This window comes from Paraburkholderia phenazinium (genome assembly GCF_900142845.1).
Classification (GTDB): domain Bacteria; phylum Pseudomonadota; class Gammaproteobacteria; order Burkholderiales; family Burkholderiaceae; genus Paraburkholderia; species Paraburkholderia phenazinium_A.
The window spans coordinates 1370851-1388571 of the sequence record NZ_FSRU01000002.1; the positions used below are offsets into that span (position 1 = coordinate 1370851).

Genomic DNA, 17721 nt, shown 5'->3' on the forward strand with positions numbered 1-17721 from the left:
TCCTCTACCGCCGCGGCAAAGTCTGCCGCGGCGCGCGTTCGTCGTCGTACAGCATATATTTGCGGCCTTCCACATGCCGGTCGATGGTGGCACGCACTTCATCGGGCGTCACGTTCTCAGCCACGACGCGCCGCGAGATCTGGCCGGTGGTGTCGATCCACTCGACGATCCGGCACGCTCCGCCCCAAGGCTGGCGGATGGGCGCAGAGACGCGGCAGCCGCGCACCTGCATCGGACGCTCGGTCACGGTTTCATGAGACTGTTTCAAGGCGCGATCCTTTTCCGCTTGAGGGATGGCAGACCCGCCCAGCTTAGGGAATACGCGCGTTGCGTTGGTTACAGGCTCAAGGGAGTTATTTACGGAGCATTACTTGGCAAAGGCGGCTTCAATGCACCGCGAACGCGCCCTACTCAAGGGTCCTGATCCGGTCGATCGCCTGTTCGAGCCGGTCGACAGCAATAACCTGTAAGCCGTCGATGGGCTGCTTGGGTGCGTTTGCCTTCGGAATCAGCGCAATCGAAAAACCCAGCTTGGCGGCTTCCTTGAGCCGGTCCTGGCCACGCGGCGACGGTCGGATTTCGCCCGCCAGCCCCACTTCGCCGAACACGATCAAGCCCTTCGGCAGCGCCTTGTTGCGCATCGACGAATGGATCGCCAGCAGCACCGCGAGGTCGGCGGCCGGCTCGGTGATCTTGACGCCGCCCACCGCATTCAGGAACACGTCCTGATCGAAGCAGGCAATGCCGGCATGCCGGTGCAGCACGGCGAGCAGCATCGCCAGCCGGTTCTGTTCCAGACCCACCGCGAGACGGCGGGGATTGGGCACATTGGCGGCGTCCACCAGCGCCTGGATTTCGACCAGCAGCGGCCGCGAGCCTTCCTGCGTCACCAGCACGCACGAACCCGGCACGACCTGTTCATGCTGCGACAAGAACAGCGCCGACGGATTCGCCACGCCGCGCAGGCCGCGCTCGGTCATCGCGAACACGCCCAGTTCGTTGACCGCACCGAAGCGGTTCTTGAACGCGCGCACGAGACGGAACGACGAGTGCGTGTCGCCCTCGAAATACAGCACGGTGTCGACGATGTGTTCGAGTACGCGCGGACCAGCCAGATTGCCTTCCTTGGTCACGTGGCCGACCATGATGATCGCGGTGCCCGACTGCTTGGCAATCCGCGTCAGTTGCGCCGCGCACTCGCGCACCTGGGCGACCGAGCCCGGCGCCGAAGTCAGGGCCTCGGAATAGACCGTCTGGATCGAATCGATCACGGCCACGTCGGGCCGTTCGCTTTCGATCGTCGCCTGGATTTTTTCGAGCTGGATTTCGGCGAGGAGCCGCAGTTCGCTCGCCTTGGAGCCCGGATCGAGCAGTGACAGCCGCTGCGCCCGCAAGGCAATCTGCGCAGCCGATTCTTCGCCGCTGATATAGAGCGCGCGCCGGTCGTGGGCAATTTCCGCGAGCGACTGGAGCAGCAGCGTCGATTTGCCGATGCCCGGATCGCCGCCGATCAGCACCACACCGCCCGGCACCAGGCCTCCGCCCAATACGCGGTCGAATTCGCTGACGCCGGTGGAAAAGCGCGGCACGTCCGACGCTTCGATATCCGCGAGGCGCTGCACCGGCGCGCTCTTCGCCAGCGACTGAAAGCGGTGCGCGGACGGCGATTCGGCCACCGTCTCCACCAGCGTGTTCCATGCATGACATGCCGGGCACTGGCCCTGCCACTTGGGCGCCTGCCCGCCACATTCGGTGCAGGTGTACATCGTCTTCTGTTTAGCCACGCGCCCTTGCCTGTGAGGTTGATCTATCTGCTGCGACGTCTGTTGTGAGGTCTGTTTCCGGCGCTGCCTGCAACGCCGGATCAGCGCTGCATGCAGCGTTATTCCGCCCGCACCGGCACCCGCGGCGCCACCGCGCACATCAGCTCGTAGCCGATCGTGCCGCACGCCTGGGCGACGTCGTCGATCGGCAGCGTATTGCCCCACAACTCGACGCGCGAGCCGACGCCCGCCGTCGGACACGGCGTCAGATCGACGGTCAGCATATCCATCGACACCCGTCCGACAATCCGCGTGCGCACCCCATCGACGATCACCGGCGTGCCTTCCGGCGCAACACGCGGATAGCCGTCCGCGTAGCCGCATGCCACCACGCCAATGCGCATCGGCGCACGCGCCTTGAAGATCGAGCCGTAGCCCACGGTCTGGCCCGCGGCGATGCTCTGCACCGCGATCAATTCCGACGCGAGCGTCATGGCCGGCTGCAGGCCCGTGCCTTCGATGGCCTTCGTCACGCCCGAGGGCGACGCGCCGTACAAGATGATGCCCGGCCGCACCCAGTCGAAATGCGACGCCGGGTGCCACAGCGTGGCCGCCGAATTGGCCAGGCTGCGCGCCCCCGCGATGCCCTGCGCGCCGCGTTCGAACGCTTCCATCTGCGAGGCGACGCCGCGTTCGCCGTCCGCGTCCGCGAAATGCGTCATCAGCGTGATCTGCCCCACGCCCTGACACGCGCGCGCCCGTTCCCACGCCGCCCGGAAACGCTCCGGCGTATAGCCGAGACGGTTCATGCCGCTATTCATTTTCAACTGAATATTGACGGGCTTCGACAGGCGCGCCATTTCCAGCATGCGCAACTGCTCGTCCGAATGCAGCGCCGTGCTCAGGCTGTAGCGGTCGATCACGTCGATATCGGTGGGGCGGAAAAAGCCTTCCAGCAACAAAATTGGCCCAGCCCAGCCCAATTCACGCAACTTCACCGCTTCTTCGAGGTCGAGCAATCCAAAGCCGTCGGTTGCGCGCAGACCGGGAAAGGCTCTGGCGAGGCCGTGCCCGTAGGCGTTGGCCTTGACTACCGCCCAGATTTTCGAAGTTGGGGCGTAACGGCGGACGACGGCGAGGTTATTGGCGAGTGCAGCGGTGTGGATCGTGGCTGAGAGGGGGCGCGGCATGGGAAATTTTCGTAAAGACGCTTGCGAATCAGGAGCTTACAGTGCGTTTTCAGTGCTCAGGAGCCCGCTGGGCGGTGCGATCAAGGATTCTGCTAGTCCGAATCCAGCTATTTTCATGATATAAAGCCGTGCGCACAACCCATTTCGAACGGAATAAGCCCGGACGCCTTGCACACGGCCGGGGCGGACGGACCGCAGCGAGGACAGCATCGCATCAGATGAAAAAAGGTTTTTACACCATCATGGCCGCGCAGTTTTTTTCGTCGCTGGCCGACAATGCGCTTCTGATTGCTGCTATTGCACTGCTGAAAGACCTGCATGCCCCGAACTGGATGACGCCGCTGCTCAAGCTGTTCTTTGTGCTGTCGTACGTCGTTCTTGCTGCTTTCGTCGGCGCCTTCGCCGATTCGCGTCCGAAGGGACGCGTGATGTTCGTCACCAATACCATCAAGGTAGTCGGCTGCTTCACGATGCTGGTCGGCGCGCATCCGCTAATCGCGTACGGCATTGTCGGATTCGGCGCTGCAGCGTATTCGCCGGCCAAGTACGGCATCCTCACCGAACTGCTGCCGCCTGACCGCCTCGTCGCCGCGAACGGCTGGATCGAAGGCACCACGGTCGGCTCGATTATTCTCGGCACGGTATTGGGCGGCGCGCTGATCAGTCCGCATATCGCGTCGCACATCCTCAAGCACCACATTCCCACCGTCAACACGCCAGCCGAAGCGGCAATGCTCGTGATCATGGCGATCTACGTGATTGCCGCGCTTTTCAATCTGCGCATTCCCGACACCGGCGCACGCTATCCGCAGCAGGAACGCGGCCCGATCAAGCTCGTCACCGATTTCGCCGACTGCTTCCAGATTCTCTGGCACGACAAGCTCGGCCAGATCTCGCTCGCCGTCACCACCCTCTTCTGGGGCGCCGGTGCGACCTTGCAGTTCATCGTGCTGAAGTGGGCGGAAGTGTCGCTCGGCATGTCGCTCTCGGAAGGCGCGATCCTGCAGGCTGTCGTCGCGGTCGGCGTGGCCGCGGGGGCGATCATCGCCGCCTCGCGCGTGCCGCTCAAGAAGTCGCTCTCGGTGCTGCCGGTCGGCATCATGATGGGTATCGCGGTGATGATGATGGCCTTCTACACCCGCGATCTGTTCCCGGCGCATTGGGGCATTTACTTCGGCCGCATGCACGTGCCGGGCTATCTGATCCTCGCTTATATCTTCCTGATGATCGTCGGCGGCCTGTCCGGTTTTTTCGTGGTGCCGATGAATGCGCTGCTGCAGCATCGCGGCCACGTGCTGCTTTCAGCCGGCCACTCGATCGCCGTGCAGAACTTCAACGAGAACCTCTCGGTCCTCGTGATGCTGTGCCTCTATGCCGTACTGGTGTGGCTCGACGTGCCGGTGTCGGCGGTGATCGTGCTGTTCGGCACCTTCGTCTGCGTGATGATGTGGTTCGTGATGCGGCGCCACCAGGCCAACCAGCGCGCGTTCGATTCGGTCGCCCTGATCGGCGAAGTGAAACACTGACGCGCGCCTTTGAGACGCCATTCTGACGCGCTACGCTAAAGCGCCGGAATGCACGCATGCGGGATGCGCGCCGCGCCCGCGCTTCTTTCTTTCCAGCCTCCCATGACTCAACCGATTCCCAACGTCCTGACGATCGCCGGTTCCGACTCCGGCGGCGGCGCCGGCATTCAGGCCGACCTCAAGGCTTTCTCGGCGCTGGGCGCGTATGGCGCGAGCGTCATCACGGCGCTGACTGCGCAGAACACGCGCGGCGTCACGGCGATTCATACGCCCGATCCGGCGTTTATCGCGGCGCAACTCGACGCGGTGTTCGACGATATCCGCATCGACGCGGTGAAGATCGGCATGCTGGCCAACGCCCAGGTCGCACGGGCCGTCGCCGAGGCGCTGCGGCGTTATCGGCCGAAGCACGTCGTACTCGATACCGTGATGATTTCCAAGAGCAATCACGCGCTGCTCGCACCCGACGCGGTGGCCGTGGTGCGCGACGAGTTGCTGCCGCTCGCCGACCTGCTGACGCCGAATCTGCCGGAAGCGGCCGCGTTGCTGGGACGCTCGCCCGCCACCGACGAAGCCGGCATGATCGAGCAAGGCGAAGCGCTGCGGGCGCTCGGGGCACGCGCCGTGCTGATGAAAGGCGGCCACCTTAGCGCCGCCGACAGCCCCGACTGGCTGGTGCAGGACAGCGGCACGCTGCGCCTTTACGCTGCGCGTGTGCCGGTGAAGAACACGCATGGCACGGGCTGTACGTTGTCGTCGGCGATTGCAGCGCTGATTCCGCAGCGCGCGGATCTCGCGAGTGCGGTCGCCGATGCAAAGACTTATCTGACCGGCGCGCTGCAGGCGAGCGATCAACTCGACGTCGGTCAGGGCGTCGGTCCGGTGCATCATTTTTATCGGTGGTGGTGAGGCGCGTGGCGGCGTGAGTGGTAGCGCGCGGGGTGGCGCGCCTCGTCACCGCAGCGCCGGTTGCGCTCACTGACGCGCAAATGCCCGCGCCTTTTGCGGCCAGTCGTCCGGCACGATAAAGCCGCGCGAACGCTCGACCCAGCGGCCCGCATCGTCGAGATGGAAAGCCGCCACCATCGTCGGGCCGTTCTGATGGGCGACACGTTCGCTCAAAGCACTGGCTTCGACGAATGCGATGCCCGCCGCTTCCGCCGTCCCTGGCTCATGCCGGCGCGGCGCCAGCCACTCGAGCCGCGGCAACACCCGCCATGCTTGGGCATGGTCGGCCGCAAAAGCCGGCCAATCCGTGCGAGTGGCCCACCAGCCGCGCGCATGCGCCGGATCGAGTTCGATGGGATCGCTTGTCGTCTCGCCGTGCGGGTAAAACAGCCAGCCCTTGATGAACATCTGCGGTTCCCACGGCCCCACATGTCCGAGCGAGGCGAACTCCTCGCGCGCGCTGAGCGGCAACTGATGATCGAGCACGTGAGTGAGCTTCAGATCGAAGCGGTCCTGCAGATTGGGCCCGACGTAATCGGCCAGTTGCGCCCGTCCATCCCCGGCGTGCAGATAGCACTTGACCGCCAATTCCCAGTGCAACCGTCGCCCCGCCTGCGTCTGCACCAGAAAATCGCACTCGCCCAAGGTCAGACCGGCGCGCCGCAGCGGCACGTTCGCGGCAACCAGGCGGGCCGTCGGCCCATGCTGCAGAAACCACCCGAGCAGGCATTCCGCGTATCGGCCAAGACGCGTCACGCGCGCCGCCGCGAGGTCGCTGTGCAGCGCGCCCGGGTCGGCGTCGAGCGCGTGCAGCCACTCGAGCGTGGCGGCTACCTCGTCCGCCGTTTCGAACGCACTCGCCAGCATCCCGACCGGTGGTTGCGCACGCAACAGGTCGGCACTGAACAGCAACCACGCGAGATCGCGCACCGCGGGCTCGCGCAGCGCATCCCAGTGTGCCGTGGGCACAGCGGCCGGAAGCGCTGCGGCCCCAGGCGTATCCATCAGCCGGCCGCCGCTTCGGTCCCGGCCGCCTTCAGCCAGGTATCGCGGGCGAGGCACAGATCGGTCCACGCCTTCGCCTTGTCGGGCAAGCTGCGCAGCAGATAGGCCGGGTGATACGTGACGATGACGGGCACGCCCTCATACGCGTGGACGCGGCCGCGCAGCGACGAAATGCTTGCGTCGGTCTTCAGCAGGCTCTGCGCGGCGAAACGGCCCAGCGCGACGATCAGCTTCGGCTTGACGAGCGCGACCTGGCGCTGCAAATACGGCTCGCAGCGCGCGACTTCGTCCGGTTCGGGATTGCGATTGCCGGGCGGACGGCACTTGATCACGTTGGCGATGTAGACGTTGGTGTCGCGCGCGAGCGTGAGCGAACGCAGCATGTTGTCGAGCAGCTTGCCGGCCTGGCCGACGAACGGTTCGCCCAGGCGGTCTTCGTTTTCGCCGGGGGCTTCGCCGATCAGCATCCAGTCGGCGTTGCGGTCGCCCACGCCGAACACCGTGTTGGTGCGCTTCTCGCACAGGCGGCAGCGCTCGCAGGCGGCCACGCGTTCGGCGAGGGCATCCCAGTCGAGGGTCTGCAGCGCGGGTTCGGTGCGTTCCGCGCGTTCGGCCGGAACGATGCTCGCTTCCGACGGCGGCTGGGACGGGAGGTCGTCGAACCACGCGAAATCGTCGTCGGGTGGCGGCGAGGAAGCGGAGGGTTCAGCAGGGGCTGGGCGGGTTGGCTGCGTGGGCCGTGCGGCAGCCCGATCGACCGGCGCGGCGAACTCGCGCGCTTCCTCGGCGCGTGCAGCGGGCGCGCGGGCGCCCTGCTCGAAGGCGTCTTCGCGCCGCCCCGTTGCGGGGCGAGCTTGACCCGCGTCATGTGCAGATCCCTGCCCCAAGCCCTGCACAGGCGCCGTGCCCTCGGCACGCACCGCAGCGCCATCAGGAACAGCCTCGAGCGCCACGGCCGCTTCCTCAGCGGCGCCGGCGTTCGCCTGCCCCATGCCGCGCCTCACCCACATCGGCGCGAGGCCGAGTTCTTCCAATGCAGATTCATGCAGCGCCATCTGCGCCCTCCCTGACAAACGAAAAACGCATCACGATGGCGTCCTCCCGGCTGCGATGTCGCGCCGGATAGTAGTTCTTGCGACGGCCGATCGAAGCAAAGCCGAAGCGTTCATAAAGCCGGATGGCCCGTTGGTTCGACGGCCGCACTTCGAGCAGCAGTCCGTCGAGTTTCTCGTTGCGCGTGATGCGCACCGCTTCGCGCAGCAGCGACAGGCCAGCGCCCGCGCCCTGCGCGGCGGGCGCCACGCACAGATTCAGCAGATGCATCTCGTCGACCACCGGCATCAGCACGCAGTAGCCGATCAAGGTGCCGGTGACATGGCGCAGGCAGATGCCGAAATAGCCGTTACGCAGCGAGTCTTCGAAATTGCCGCGGCTCCACGGAAACTCATAGGCCGCTTTTTCGATGATGGCGACCTCGTCGAGGTCACCTTCGGTCATTGGCGACATGTAGCGGTCCGCCAGCAACACTCCGCTCATCGTCCGCCCTCGCCTTGAGGTCCGGAGTGAGCCGCCGGCGCGGAGGCAGAGGCCGCTTCGCGGCCGGATGCGGGTTGCGCCGCCTGCTGCGCGCCCGGCACCTGTTCTGCCTTGGCGGCCTTCTCCGCCTTCCCGGCCATCCGTTCCGCCGTCGTCTGCGCCACCTTGTTGCGCACGTATTCGGGCGCCGCGAGCTCGGCCGGCACAGTACGCCCGGCGCGCAACGCGCGCAACGCCGCAAACGCGAGCGGCAGCGCATGCGGCAACGCTTCGCCGTCGATGGCCTGCGCCACCGCCCCGGCGGCGAGACGCGCGCCGAACGCGGCAGCGGCATTGCCCGCCAGCGTGAAGGGCGTGTCGGGCAAGGAGAGCTTGTCCGGCGCATCGAGCGAGGCCGGCTGGATCGTGCGCCATTCGCCTTCGGCTTCGTCCCACGCAAAGTCGGCCCAATAGACTTCGTCCATGCGGGCATCGAGCGCCGCCACGACGCGCTTGACCGACGGATCGCGCAGACGCGCGCTCTCGGCACAGGCGAGCAGCGTGCCGATCGGCACGACAGGACAGTTCAGGCCGAAGGCAAGCCCTTGCGCCACGCCCGTTGCAGTCCGCAGGCCGGTGAACGAGCCGGGACCCGCGCCGAACGCAATCGCGTCGCAATCGGCCAGCGCGAGGCCGGCTTCGTCGAACAGTTCGCGGATCGCGGGCAACAGGCGCGTGCTGGACACGGCGCCGGTCGCTTCGTGGCGTACCCAGACGCGCGGTTCTTCGGAGCCGGAGGCGCCCGCAGCGGCGGACGCAGCGGACAGGAGCGCGACCGAGCAGAATTCGGTCGACGTATCGAGAGCAAGCAGCACAGTTCGGGTCATGGCCGCTATTGTAATGCGACGCCCCGCCTTGCCGGACACGTGCGGCGCGACTGGAGGTGGGGGGTGCTGCTCAAAGCCCATTAAAGTCTCCCCAAAACCCTTCGAAGCCCTTCAAAGCCACCTCAAACCGCCCCGCACCGCCCCGCTCCCCGCGCCGTTTGGAAGAATCGTTCGAGCCTGGTTCGACCCGTCCGTCGATCGCGCTTGATATGATCGACAACCCATCTTGAATTCGCCACGGAGAAAACATGAGCGACGTCGACGCGCAATTCGCGAAAGCCCACGAAGAGGTCCAACAACTGCCGGAACGCCCGGGCAACCTGACGCTGCTACGCCTGTACGCGCTCTACAAGCAGGCCACCAAGGGCGACGTGCACGGCGACAAGCCCGGCTTCACCGACATCGTCGGCAAGTACAAGTACGATGCCTGGGCAGCGCTGAAAGGCACCGCGCAGGACGCCGCCAAGCAGCAATACGTCGAATTGGTCGAATCGCTGAAAAGCGGCGCTTCGGCCTAAGTCCGGCGCACAAACAAGCGGACATCAGCCCTTTCCTTCACGGAAATGTCTTAATTGTGGCGCGGTGCAGCAAAACCCTATACAATGCTGCCTGCGCTTCACTGCTTTGCCCGGCTTTCTTCCAGCGGCCTTTGCGGCGCAGCGCCTCGTAGCGTTTTGCTCCAATCCAGTTTAGAACCTGTCCCCTCCTGCCTAGCCCCCTACGGGCGATCATGTACCAGGCTGGCGGCACGCCGTGTTGGCATGTCGCAACCGATACAGCTTCTAACGAAAAGCTCGCCTTGATTGTCGCGAGCTGCCCCCGTTTTTCGATTTGCTCGCTGCTTCTTTGCTCGCTGAATCCGACGACTTGGGTATGCCGATTGGCGCCGACGTATTTATTCCGTGCATCACCCAGGATCGTTTCAAGGATTCTCATGACTTCGAGCAATACCCCCAGCAGCCCGTTGAACGCCATCGCCGACCAGGCACTCGGTCTCATCGACACCGACGCAGCACCCGCGCAAGCCGCAGCCGTTGCTGCAGCGCCGGAAACCGTCGCAGTTGTCGCCGAGGCACCGGCCGGTCCGTCGTTCGCGTCGCTCGGTCTGTCACCGGATGTCGTCTCCGCGCTGACCGCCGCTGGCTACCAGACTCCGACTCCGGTTCAGCAACGCGCCATCCCCGCCGGCATCGCCGGTCGCGATCTGATGGTCTCCAGCCCGACCGGTTCGGGCAAGACCGCCGCGTTCATGCTGCCCGCCATCGAGCGTTTCTCGCAACTGCAAAAGGCGCAAGCCAGCCAGCCGCGCGAGCCGCGTCCGGCTGATGGCGCCCGCACGCGCCGTCCGCAACCGGTTGCCCGTCCGACCATGCTGGTTCTGACGCCGACCCGCGAACTCGCCATGCAGGTCACCACCGCCGCCGCCACGTACGGCAAGCACCTCAAGCGCCTGCGCACCGTCAGCATTCTCGGTGGCGTCGCTTACGGTCAACAGCTGATGCTGCTGGCCAAGAACCCGGAAATCCTGGTGGCAACGCCGGGCCGTCTGATCGACCATCTGGAACGCGGCCGTATCGACCTGTCGCAATTGCAGATCCTCGTGCTCGACGAAGCCGACCGCATGCTGGACATGGGCTTCATCGAAGACATCGAAACGATCGTCGCCGCTACGCCGGCCACGCGTCAAACGATGCTGTTCTCGGCCACGCTCGACGGCAAGATCAGCTCGCTGACCGGCCGTCTGCTGAAGGATCCGGAACGTATCGAGATCGTCCAGCGCATGGAGCAGCGCACCAACATCGCGCAAACCGTCCACTACGTCGACGACCGCGATCACAAGGACCGTCTGCTCGACCATCTGCTGCGCGACTCCGGCCTCGACCAGGCTATCGTGTTCACCGCAACCAAGATGGACGCCGACCAACTGGCTGGCCGTCTGGCCGACGCCGGTTTCGAATCGGCCGCCCTGCACGGCGACCTGCCGCAAGGTGCGCGTAACCGCACCATCAAGGCCCTGCGCGAGCGCCGTGTGCGCGTGCTGGTCGCCACGGACGTCGCCGCTCGCGGTATCGACATCCCGGGCATCACGCACGTGTTCAACTATGACCTGCCGAAGTTCGCGGAAGACTACGTGCACCGTATCGGCCGTACCGGCCGTGCTGGCCGCTCGGGTATCGCCGTGAGCCTCGTGCATCACGCCGAACAAGGCGCGCTCAAGCGCATCGAGCGTTTCGTGCGTACGCCCCTGCCGGTCAATGTCGTCGAAGGTTTTGAGCCGCGCAAGTCGGCTCCGTCGGGCAATGGCCGTCCTGGCTTTGGCGGCCGTGGCCGTCCGGGCGGTGGCAATGGCGGCGCTGGCCGTCGCTTCGGCAGCGGCAGCGGTGCCGGCAAGCCGGCCGGTAACGGCGGCGGCGCTCGCAGCGGTAGCGGCGGCGGCAATGGCGGCAGCTGGGCCGGCAAGTCGGCTGGCGGCGGTTCGCGTGAAGGCTACGGCGGCTCGCGTGACGGCGGCTACGGCGCACGCCGCAGCGACGGTCCGCGTACGGCGCGTCGCGGCAGCTAAGCGGCCAGGGTTGGGGTGGCACAACGCCCTGCGCGGCGGTCCTCAGGACCCTGTGCAGGACCTGTTGCCAGACCCGCTGAAAACGGCCACGGGCGGCCCTCGCCACCCGAACGTCAGAAGAAACCGGTGCTCATGCGCCGGTTTTTTTTCGTCCGCACGGTGGTCGCCTACGATATTTCACGATGTGGAAAATTTTTTTGCCTCGTAAAAAATCGTGCTGCGTGGCACAACAAGGGCTATTGCAGCAGGGGAAACAGCATTTCTCAATGCGAAACAACGTCATTAAACCACTGATTTATAACAACTAAAAATCTCACACAAAGCGTGACACGCGTCTATTGCACGCGCTTCGATTTGCCTAGACTCTTATATAAGACTTCACGAAACGAAACGCCCCCACGGCACAGCGCTTCGCGAAGACAGGATTCACCGATCCACTATCCAGGCAATCAAGGAGCACACCATGACGTCACGCCAACAGCAAGCACAAGAACTCCAGCAACAGTGGGAAACCGATCCGCGCTGGAAAGGCATCAAGCGCACCTACTCCGCCGACGACGTGGTGCGTCTGCGCGGTTCCGTGCAGGTCGAGCACACGCTCGCCAAGCGCGGCGCGCAAAAGCTGTGGGACAGCGTCAATAACGAGCCGTTCGTGAACTCGCTCGGCGCGCTGACCGGCAACCAGGCCATGCAGCAGGTCAAGGCCGGCCTGAAGGCGATCTATCTGTCGGGCTGGCAGGTGGCGGGCGACGCCAACGTCGCCGGCGAAATGTACCCGGACCAGTCGCTGTATCCGGCCAATTCGGTGCCGCTGGTGGTCAAGCGCATCAACAACACACTGACGCGCGCCGACCAGATCCAGTGGTCGGAAGGCAAGAATCCGGGCGACGAAGGCTACATCGACTACTTCGCGCCGATCGTGGCCGACGCTGAAGCCGGTTTCGGCGGCGTGCTGAACGCCTTCGAACTGATGAAGGCGATGATCGAAGCCGGCGCCTCGGGCGTGCACTTCGAAGACCAGCTCGCCTCTGTGAAGAAGTGCGGCCACATGGGCGGCAAGGTGCTCGTGCCGACCCGCGAAAACATCGCCAAGCTGACCGCCGCGCGTCTGGCCGCCGATGTCTCCGGCACGCCGACCGTCCTGCTCGCCCGCACCGACGCGGAAGCGGCCGACCTCGTCACCTCGGACATCGACGATAACGACAAGCCGTTCCTGACCGGCGAGCGCACCGTCGAAGGTTTCTACCGCACGAGGCCGGGTATCGAACAGGCCATCTCGCGCGGCCTCGCCTACGCGCCGTACGCCGACATGATCTGGTGCGAAACCGGCAAGCCGGACCTCGAATTCGCGAAGCGGTTCGCTGAGGCGATCCACAAGGAGTTCCCGGGCAAGCTGCTGTCGTACAACTGCTCGCCGTCGTTCAACTGGAAGAAGAACCTCGACGACGCGACGATCGCCAAGTTCCAGAAAGAACTCGGGGCGATGGGCTACAAGTTCCAGTTCATCACGCTGGCCGGCTTCCACGCGCTGAACTACTCGATGTTCAACCTCGCGCACGGCTATGCCCGCACGCAGATGAGCGCGTTCGTCGAAATGCAGCAGGCCGAATTCGCGGCCGCCGAAAAGGGCTTCACCGCCGTGAAGCACCAGCGCGAAGTCGGCACCGGCTACTTCGACGCCGTGACGCAAACGGTCGAACGCGAAGCCTCGACCACCGCGCTGCACGGGTCGACGGAAGACGAGCAGTTCTTCGACAAGAAGGTGGCCTGAGAGGCGTTGCCGCGGCGTCGAAGCGACGTTGCGGCGCCCTCGAAGGCAGGTTGAGATACCTCGCAGCAGCCTGAAAGAACGCGCAAGCGGATCGATGGAAGGACAGACGGGAAGCGGCCCCGCCAGAGGGCCGCGATCAGGGAGGAGACAGTCAAGCCGGAGAAGGTCTGCAAAGTGGGCTCACAAGGTCCCAGGACAGACCCAAGCGGACTGGAATCTGAGAGAGAAGCAAGCGGCACAGGGCACGTGCCGGGATGGGTCAATACGTGCCCACACACGCCTTTACGTGTCGTTAAGTGTCGTTAGGCAGGACCCGCGCCGGCTTCACCGCCGGCGCGTTTTATTGCGCCGTCGTACACCCGTCTCAGCGGTACACGATCACCGGAATCTTCGTATGCGTGAGCACCCGCTGCGTCTCGCTGCCGATCAGCAGGCTGCCGAGTCCGCGGCGTCCGTGCGAGGCCATGAAGATCACATCGCACGCGCCCTTCTCGGCCGCCTCGATGATGCCGAGGTACGGCGAAGGATGCACGCTGGTGCGGCTCGTGACGATTACGCCGACGTGGCGTCCGGCCCGCTCGACCTCCTGCAGATGCACGCGCGCCTCGCGCTCGCTGCGCTCCAGAAAGTCGCCCGGCGGCTCGATCACCACTTCGGAGAACGGCGAGTAGGGATATTGCGGCAGGCACGCGTAAGCCGTGACGCGCGCGCCTACGGCCTGGGCGAGATCGATTGCGCCTTCGATCGCTTTGCGTGACAGATCTGAACCATCGGTCGGAACCAGGATGTGCTTGAACACGGTGCCTCCGTCGTCGTCTGCTGCGGCCGGACCCGGCAAGGCGAAGAGCGCTGCCACGGCAGGCGCCAGGCGGGTCCCTCAATCGATTGTAGTGCGCCTGAACGGACGCAGCGCCCGCGTGCGGGTCTGTCCGCATATCGGAAACCCGCGCGGCGGCGCCGTGCGCCGCCCTCACCCCCAATAACCGGGATGACCGTAGGTATGCTTAAGAAAGTCCAGAAAGAGCCGCACGCGCAGCGGCAAATGTCGGCGCTGCGGGAACACCGCATGAATCCCGATGGGCGGCGCGGCGAACTCGTCGAGCACGCTGACGAGCCGGCCGGCGGCGATATCCGTGCCCACTTCCCACCAGGAACGCCACGCGAGGCCGTAGCCGTCGAGACACCACTCATGCAGCACCGCGCCGTCCGAGCATTCCATGGTGCCGGAGACCTTGATGGACACCACCTTGTCGCCCTGCTGGAACATCCAGCCGCGCTGCTGGTTGGCGCTCGCGCCCAGCGCCAGACAGTTGTGATGGGCCAGATCGGCGAGGCTTTGCGGCGCGCCGCGGCGCGTCAGATAGGCGGGCGACGCCACGCAGACGCGGCGGTTTTCGCCCAGCCGCAGCGACACCAGCGACGAATCCGGCAATTCGCCCAACCGCACCGCGCAGTCGAAACCTTCGTTGACCAGATCCACCAGCCGGTCGGACAAGTCGAGCGTGATCGAGACGTCGGGATGCGCGACGGTGAAGGCCGGCACCAGCGGCGCGACATGCCGGCGGCCGAAGCCGGCCGGCGCCGACAGGCGCAGATGGCCGCTCGCCTTCACGCCGCCCGCCGAGACGCTCGCCTCGGCGTTCTGCATGTCGTGAATCACGCGCTGGCAGTCCTCGAGAAACGCCGAGCCTTCGAAGGTCAAGGTGATCTTGCGGGTGGTGCGCACCAGCAGCTTGACGCCCAGCCGCTCTTCGAGCGCGTCGATGCGGCGGCCGATGATGGCCGGCGCCACGCCCTCCGCCTGCGCGGCCGCCGACAGGCTGCCTTTGGCCGCAACGGCGACGAAAGTTTCGATCTGCTTGAAACGGTCCATGGAGGAGTCGGAGCCCTGCGTACACGGCCGGCTAGAGGCCTTGGCCATGCACGAAAGCGCGCGTATCGGAGTGGCAATGCGCGTCAGATTAGGTGGGTGAAAGTAAAAGATCAAGTGATGTTTAGCCTCTTTTTGAGCGCAGAGCATCACTAATACAATTTGTCTGACCTCGAATTGGAGCGCACGGCAATGTCGGCCACAACGGCAATCTTCCCCAAAGCAGTGATTTTCGACGCCTACGGCACGTTGTTCGACGTGCATTCGGTCGTCGCTGCGGCGGAGCAGATGTTCCCAGGCCACGGCGATGCGCTCTCGCAGTTGTGGCGCCAAAAGCAGATCGAATACACCCAGTTGCGCACGCTGGCCGACCCGGCGGGCGCGCGCTATCAGCCGTTCTGGAACATCACGCTCGACGCGCTGCGCTTCGCGGCCCACAAGCTCGGCCTCACGCTGAATCGCGCGGTGGAAAAGCGTCTGATGGACGAATACGCGTGCCTGTCGGCTTTCCCGGATGCGGTGCCCGCGTTGCGCCGCTTGCATGAGCAGCGCGGTCAGCACGCCCCGCTCGGCCTCGCCATCCTGTCCAACGGCAATCCGCAGATGCTCGACATCGCCGTGAAGAGCGCCGGCATGAGCGGCCTGTTCGACCACGTGCTCTCCGTCGACGCGGTACGCGCCTACAAACCCGCCCCCGCCGCCTACACGCTCGGCACCCAGGCGTTCGGCGCGCAGCCGCGCGAGATCGTCTTCGTGTCGTCGAACGGCTGGGACGCGGCCGGCGCGAACTGGTTCGGCTACACGACTTTCTGGCTCAACCGGCAAGGCGCGCCCTCTGAAGAGCTGGGCGTCACGCCACATGGCACGGGCGGGAGCATGAACGACCTGCTCGATTTTTTAACAACCCTCGCAGCGCCCGAGAGGAGCACAAGCCGTCCGCGCCACAGCCCTGGCGCATGACGGCACGAGCCTACCTCATGGACGCATGCAACGCAGTCCGAAGCAACCCCGCGCATTTCAGGCGCATTTGAACATTTGCATCTTTGCAATCTGACCGACCAAGGAGAAAACATGGCGAACCCGCTTTCATCGTCGCAGTTGCCGCAGGGCGTGGAAATCACGGCTGATCTCAAGCCGGGCTACGAAACCATCCTGACCCGCGAGGCGCTCGAACTCGTCGCGGCGTTGCATCGCACGTTCGAACCGCGCCGCCAGGCGCTGCTGAAAGCGCGTGCCGAACGCACGAAGCGTCTCGACGCCGGCGAGCGTCCCGACTTCCTCGTCGAGACGAAAAGCATCCGCGACGGCGACTGGAAAATCGCCCCGCTGCCGCAGGATCTGCAATGCCGCCGCGTGGAAATCACCGGCCCGGTCGAGCGCAAGATGATCGTCAACGCGCTGAACTCCGGCGCGGATTCGTACATGACGGACTTCGAAGATTCGAACGCGCCGAGCTGGGACAACCAGATCACCGGCCATATCAATCTGAAGGACGCGGTGCGCCGTACGATCTCGCTCGAACAGAACGGCAAGTCGTACCAGCTGAACGACAGGATCGCCACGCTGATCGTGCGTCCGCGCGGCTGGCACCTCGACGAGAAGCACGTGAAAGTGGACGGGCAACGCGTCTCCGGCGGCATTTTCGATTTCGCGCTGTTCCTGTTCCACAACGCGAAGGAACTGGTCGCGCGCGGCTCGGGCCCCTACTTCTATCTGCCGAAGATGGAGAGCCATCTGGAAGCGCGTCTGTGGAACGACATCTTCGTCGCCGCGCAGGAAGCGGTCGGCGTGCCGCGCGGCACGATCCGCGCCACGGTGCTGATCGAAACGATCCTCGCCGCGTTCGAAATGGACGAGATCCTGTACGAGCTGCGCGAACATAGCTCGGGCCTGAACGCCGGCCGTTGGGACTACATCTTCTCGGCGATCAAGAAGTTCAAGACGGACAAGGACTTCTGCCTCGCCGACCGCTCGCAGATCACCATGACCTCGCCGTTCATGCGCGCCTATGCGCTGCTGTTGCTGAAGACCTGCCACCGCCGCAACGCGCCGGCAATCGGCGGCATGAGCGCGCTGATTCCGATCAAGAACGACCCGGCCGCCAACGACCGCGCCATGGGCGGCGTGCGCTCGGACAAGGCGCGCGATGCGGGCGACGGCTACGACGGCGGCTGGGTGGCGCACCCGGGTCTGGTGCCGATCGCGATGGAAGAATTCGTCAAGGTGCTGGGCGAGCAGCCGAACCAGATCGGCAAGCAACGCGCCGACGTTGAAGTGAGCGCGAAGGACCTGATGGATTTCCGTCCTGAAGCGCCGATCACCGAAGCGGGTCTGCGCAACAACATCAACGTGGGGATTCACTACCTCGGTTCGTGGCTGGCGGGCAATGGCTGCGTGCCGATCCACAACCTGATGGAAGACGCCGCGACCGCGGAAATCTCGCGCTCGCAGGTGTGGCAGTGGATCCGCTCGCCGAAGGGCGCGCTCGACGACGGCCGCAAGGTCACCGCGGAACTGGTGCGCGAACTGTCGAAGCAGGAACTCGCCAAGGTGAAGCAGGCGGTGGGCGGCGATACCCAGCCGTATGACCGCGCGGCTGAGATCTTCGAAGCGATGTCCACGTCGGAGCAGTTCACCGACTTCCTGACGCTGCCGCTGTATGAGGAAATCTGAGGCACGGCGC

17 protein-coding genes are annotated in these 17721 nt (G+C 65.1%); 7 read left to right on the plus strand and 10 right to left on the minus strand.

Annotated elements, in window-relative coordinates; genetic code table 11:
- Positions 1–4: 4 nt before the first annotated feature.
- The 3 genes from BUS12_RS23165 to alr form a co-directional block, all read right to left on the minus strand.
- The gene (locus BUS12_RS23165) at positions 5–268 is read right to left on the minus strand and encodes a DUF2866 domain-containing protein (RefSeq protein WP_074299662.1); all 264 of its coding nucleotides are present in this window, start codon (positions 266–268) and stop codon (positions 5–7) included.
- 139 nt (positions 269–407) lie between these two features.
- Positions 408–1784: a DNA repair protein RadA gene (radA, locus tag BUS12_RS23170; RefSeq protein ID WP_074299664.1), complete on the minus strand. Its 1377-nt coding sequence runs from the start codon at positions 1782–1784 to the stop codon at positions 408–410.
- Positions 1785–1882: 98 nt separating this feature from the next.
- Positions 1883–2953, minus strand: coding sequence for an alanine racemase (alr, locus tag BUS12_RS23175; protein WP_074299666.1), 1071 nt, complete (start codon positions 2951–2953; stop codon positions 1883–1885).
- Positions 2954–3171: 218 nt separating this feature from the next.
- Between alr and lplT the strand changes: the two genes are divergently transcribed.
- Together lplT and thiD are read left to right on the plus strand one after the other, a co-directional pair.
- Positions 3172–4479 carry a lysophospholipid transporter LplT gene (lplT, locus tag BUS12_RS23180; protein ID WP_074299667.1) on the plus strand — a complete coding sequence of 436 codons (1308 nt, stop codon included), beginning with the start codon at positions 3172–3174 and terminating at the stop codon, positions 4477–4479.
- Positions 4480–4581: 102 nt separating this feature from the next.
- A complete protein-coding gene (gene thiD / locus BUS12_RS23185) occupies positions 4582–5388 on the plus strand; it encodes a bifunctional hydroxymethylpyrimidine kinase/phosphomethylpyrimidine kinase (RefSeq protein ID WP_074299669.1) in 807 nt (268 codons plus the stop codon).
- Between the two features lie 66 nt (positions 5389–5454).
- On the opposite strand, the gene BUS12_RS23190 is transcribed toward thiD, so the two are convergent.
- Genes BUS12_RS23190 through tsaB form a run of 4 tightly spaced genes read right to left on the minus strand, consistent with a single transcriptional unit; the run spans position 5455 to position 8834 of the window.
- The gene (locus tag BUS12_RS23190; protein WP_074299670.1) at positions 5455–6432 is read right to left on the minus strand and encodes a DUF1853 family protein; all 978 of its coding nucleotides are present in this window, start codon (positions 6430–6432) and stop codon (positions 5455–5457) included.
- Positions 6432–7487 carry a uracil-DNA glycosylase gene (locus BUS12_RS23195; protein WP_074299672.1) on the minus strand — a complete coding sequence of 352 codons (1056 nt, stop codon included), beginning with the start codon at positions 7485–7487 and terminating at the stop codon, positions 6432–6434. The genes BUS12_RS23190 and BUS12_RS23195 overlap by 1 nt, the downstream gene beginning before the upstream one ends.
- Positions 7474–7968, minus strand: a complete 495-nt coding sequence (gene rimI / locus BUS12_RS23200) for a ribosomal protein S18-alanine N-acetyltransferase (protein WP_074299674.1) — start codon at positions 7966–7968, stop codon at positions 7474–7476. The genes BUS12_RS23195 and rimI overlap by 14 nt, the downstream gene beginning before the upstream one ends.
- Complete coding sequence (gene tsaB / locus BUS12_RS23205) at positions 7965–8834, minus strand: tRNA (adenosine(37)-N6)-threonylcarbamoyltransferase complex dimerization subunit type 1 TsaB (RefSeq protein ID WP_074299677.1); 870 nt, start codon at positions 8832–8834, stop codon at positions 7965–7967. The genes rimI and tsaB overlap by 4 nt, the downstream gene beginning before the upstream one ends.
- A 248-nt stretch (positions 8835–9082) precedes the next feature.
- On the opposite strand from tsaB, the gene BUS12_RS23210 reads away from it, so the two are divergent.
- Positions 9083–9352 carry an acyl-CoA-binding protein gene (locus BUS12_RS23210; RefSeq protein ID WP_074299679.1) on the plus strand — a complete coding sequence of 90 codons (270 nt, stop codon included), beginning with the start codon at positions 9083–9085 and terminating at the stop codon, positions 9350–9352.
- A gap of 37 nt (positions 9353–9389) precedes the next feature.
- On the opposite strand, the gene BUS12_RS23215 is transcribed toward BUS12_RS23210, so the two are convergent.
- Positions 9390–9770 (minus strand): hypothetical protein, encoded by a 381-nt coding sequence (locus BUS12_RS23215; protein WP_074299681.1) that lies wholly within the window; start codon positions 9768–9770, stop codon positions 9390–9392.
- Between BUS12_RS23215 and BUS12_RS23220 the strand changes: the two genes are divergently transcribed.
- A complete protein-coding gene (locus BUS12_RS23220; RefSeq protein ID WP_074299683.1) occupies positions 9769–11397 on the plus strand; it encodes a DEAD/DEAH box helicase in 1629 nt (542 codons plus the stop codon). The two genes, BUS12_RS23215 and BUS12_RS23220, sit on opposite strands and share 2 nt — an antisense overlap.
- Before the next feature lie 463 nt (positions 11398–11860).
- A complete protein-coding gene (gene aceA / locus BUS12_RS23225) occupies positions 11861–13168 on the plus strand; it encodes an isocitrate lyase (RefSeq protein WP_074299686.1) in 1308 nt (435 codons plus the stop codon).
- Between the two features lie 364 nt (positions 13169–13532).
- Here the strand turns inward: aceA and BUS12_RS23230 are convergent, their stop codons facing one another.
- Positions 13533–13967 (minus strand): universal stress protein, encoded by a 435-nt coding sequence (locus BUS12_RS23230; RefSeq protein ID WP_074301659.1) that lies wholly within the window; start codon positions 13965–13967, stop codon positions 13533–13535.
- A 171-nt stretch (positions 13968–14138) separates the two neighbouring features.
- On the minus strand, positions 14139–15041 hold the full coding sequence (locus BUS12_RS23235; protein WP_074299688.1) for a LysR family transcriptional regulator: 903 nt from the start codon (positions 15039–15041) through the stop codon (positions 14139–14141).
- Between the two features lie 189 nt (positions 15042–15230).
- Between BUS12_RS23235 and BUS12_RS23240 the strand changes: the two genes are divergently transcribed.
- Positions 15231–15998, plus strand: a complete 768-nt coding sequence (locus BUS12_RS23240) for a haloacid dehalogenase type II (RefSeq protein ID WP_074299690.1) — start codon at positions 15231–15233, stop codon at positions 15996–15998.
- A 111-nt stretch (positions 15999–16109) separates the two neighbouring features.
- Complete coding sequence (aceB, locus tag BUS12_RS23245; protein WP_074299692.1) at positions 16110–17711, plus strand: malate synthase A; 1602 nt, start codon at positions 16110–16112, stop codon at positions 17709–17711.
- Positions 17712–17721 lie beyond the last annotated feature (10 nt).

Coding starts and splice junctions, on each gene's coding strand:
- alr (WP_074299666.1), bottom strand. CDS start 2,953: ATGCCGCGCCCCCTCTCAGCCACGATCCACACCGCTGCACTCGCCAAT.
- BUS12_RS23240 (WP_074299690.1), top strand. CDS start 15,231: ATGTCGGCCACAACGGCAATCTTCCCCAAAGCAGTGATTTTCGACGCC.
- aceA (WP_074299686.1), top strand. CDS start 11,861: ATGACGTCACGCCAACAGCAAGCACAAGAACTCCAGCAACAGTGGGAA.
- BUS12_RS23220 (WP_074299683.1), top strand. CDS start 9,769: ATGACTTCGAGCAATACCCCCAGCAGCCCGTTGAACGCCATCGCCGAC.
- aceB (WP_074299692.1), top strand. CDS start 16,110: ATGGCGAACCCGCTTTCATCGTCGCAGTTGCCGCAGGGCGTGGAAATC.
- rimI (WP_074299674.1), bottom strand. CDS start 7,968: ATGAGCGGAGTGTTGCTGGCGGACCGCTACATGTCGCCAATGACCGAA.
- BUS12_RS23210 (WP_074299679.1), top strand. CDS start 9,083: ATGAGCGACGTCGACGCGCAATTCGCGAAAGCCCACGAAGAGGTCCAA.
- tsaB (WP_074299677.1), bottom strand. CDS start 8,834: ATGACCCGAACTGTGCTGCTTGCTCTCGATACGTCGACCGAATTCTGC.
- BUS12_RS23215 (WP_074299681.1), bottom strand. CDS start 9,770: ATGAGAATCCTTGAAACGATCCTGGGTGATGCACGGAATAAATACGTC.
- lplT (WP_074299667.1), top strand. CDS start 3,172: ATGAAAAAAGGTTTTTACACCATCATGGCCGCGCAGTTTTTTTCGTCG.
- BUS12_RS23235 (WP_074299688.1), bottom strand. CDS start 15,041: ATGGACCGTTTCAAGCAGATCGAAACTTTCGTCGCCGTTGCGGCCAAA.
- BUS12_RS23195 (WP_074299672.1), bottom strand. CDS start 7,487: ATGGCGCTGCATGAATCTGCATTGGAAGAACTCGGCCTCGCGCCGATG.
- BUS12_RS23190 (WP_074299670.1), bottom strand. CDS start 6,432: ATGGATACGCCTGGGGCCGCAGCGCTTCCGGCCGCTGTGCCCACGGCA.
- thiD (WP_074299669.1), top strand. CDS start 4,582: ATGACTCAACCGATTCCCAACGTCCTGACGATCGCCGGTTCCGACTCC.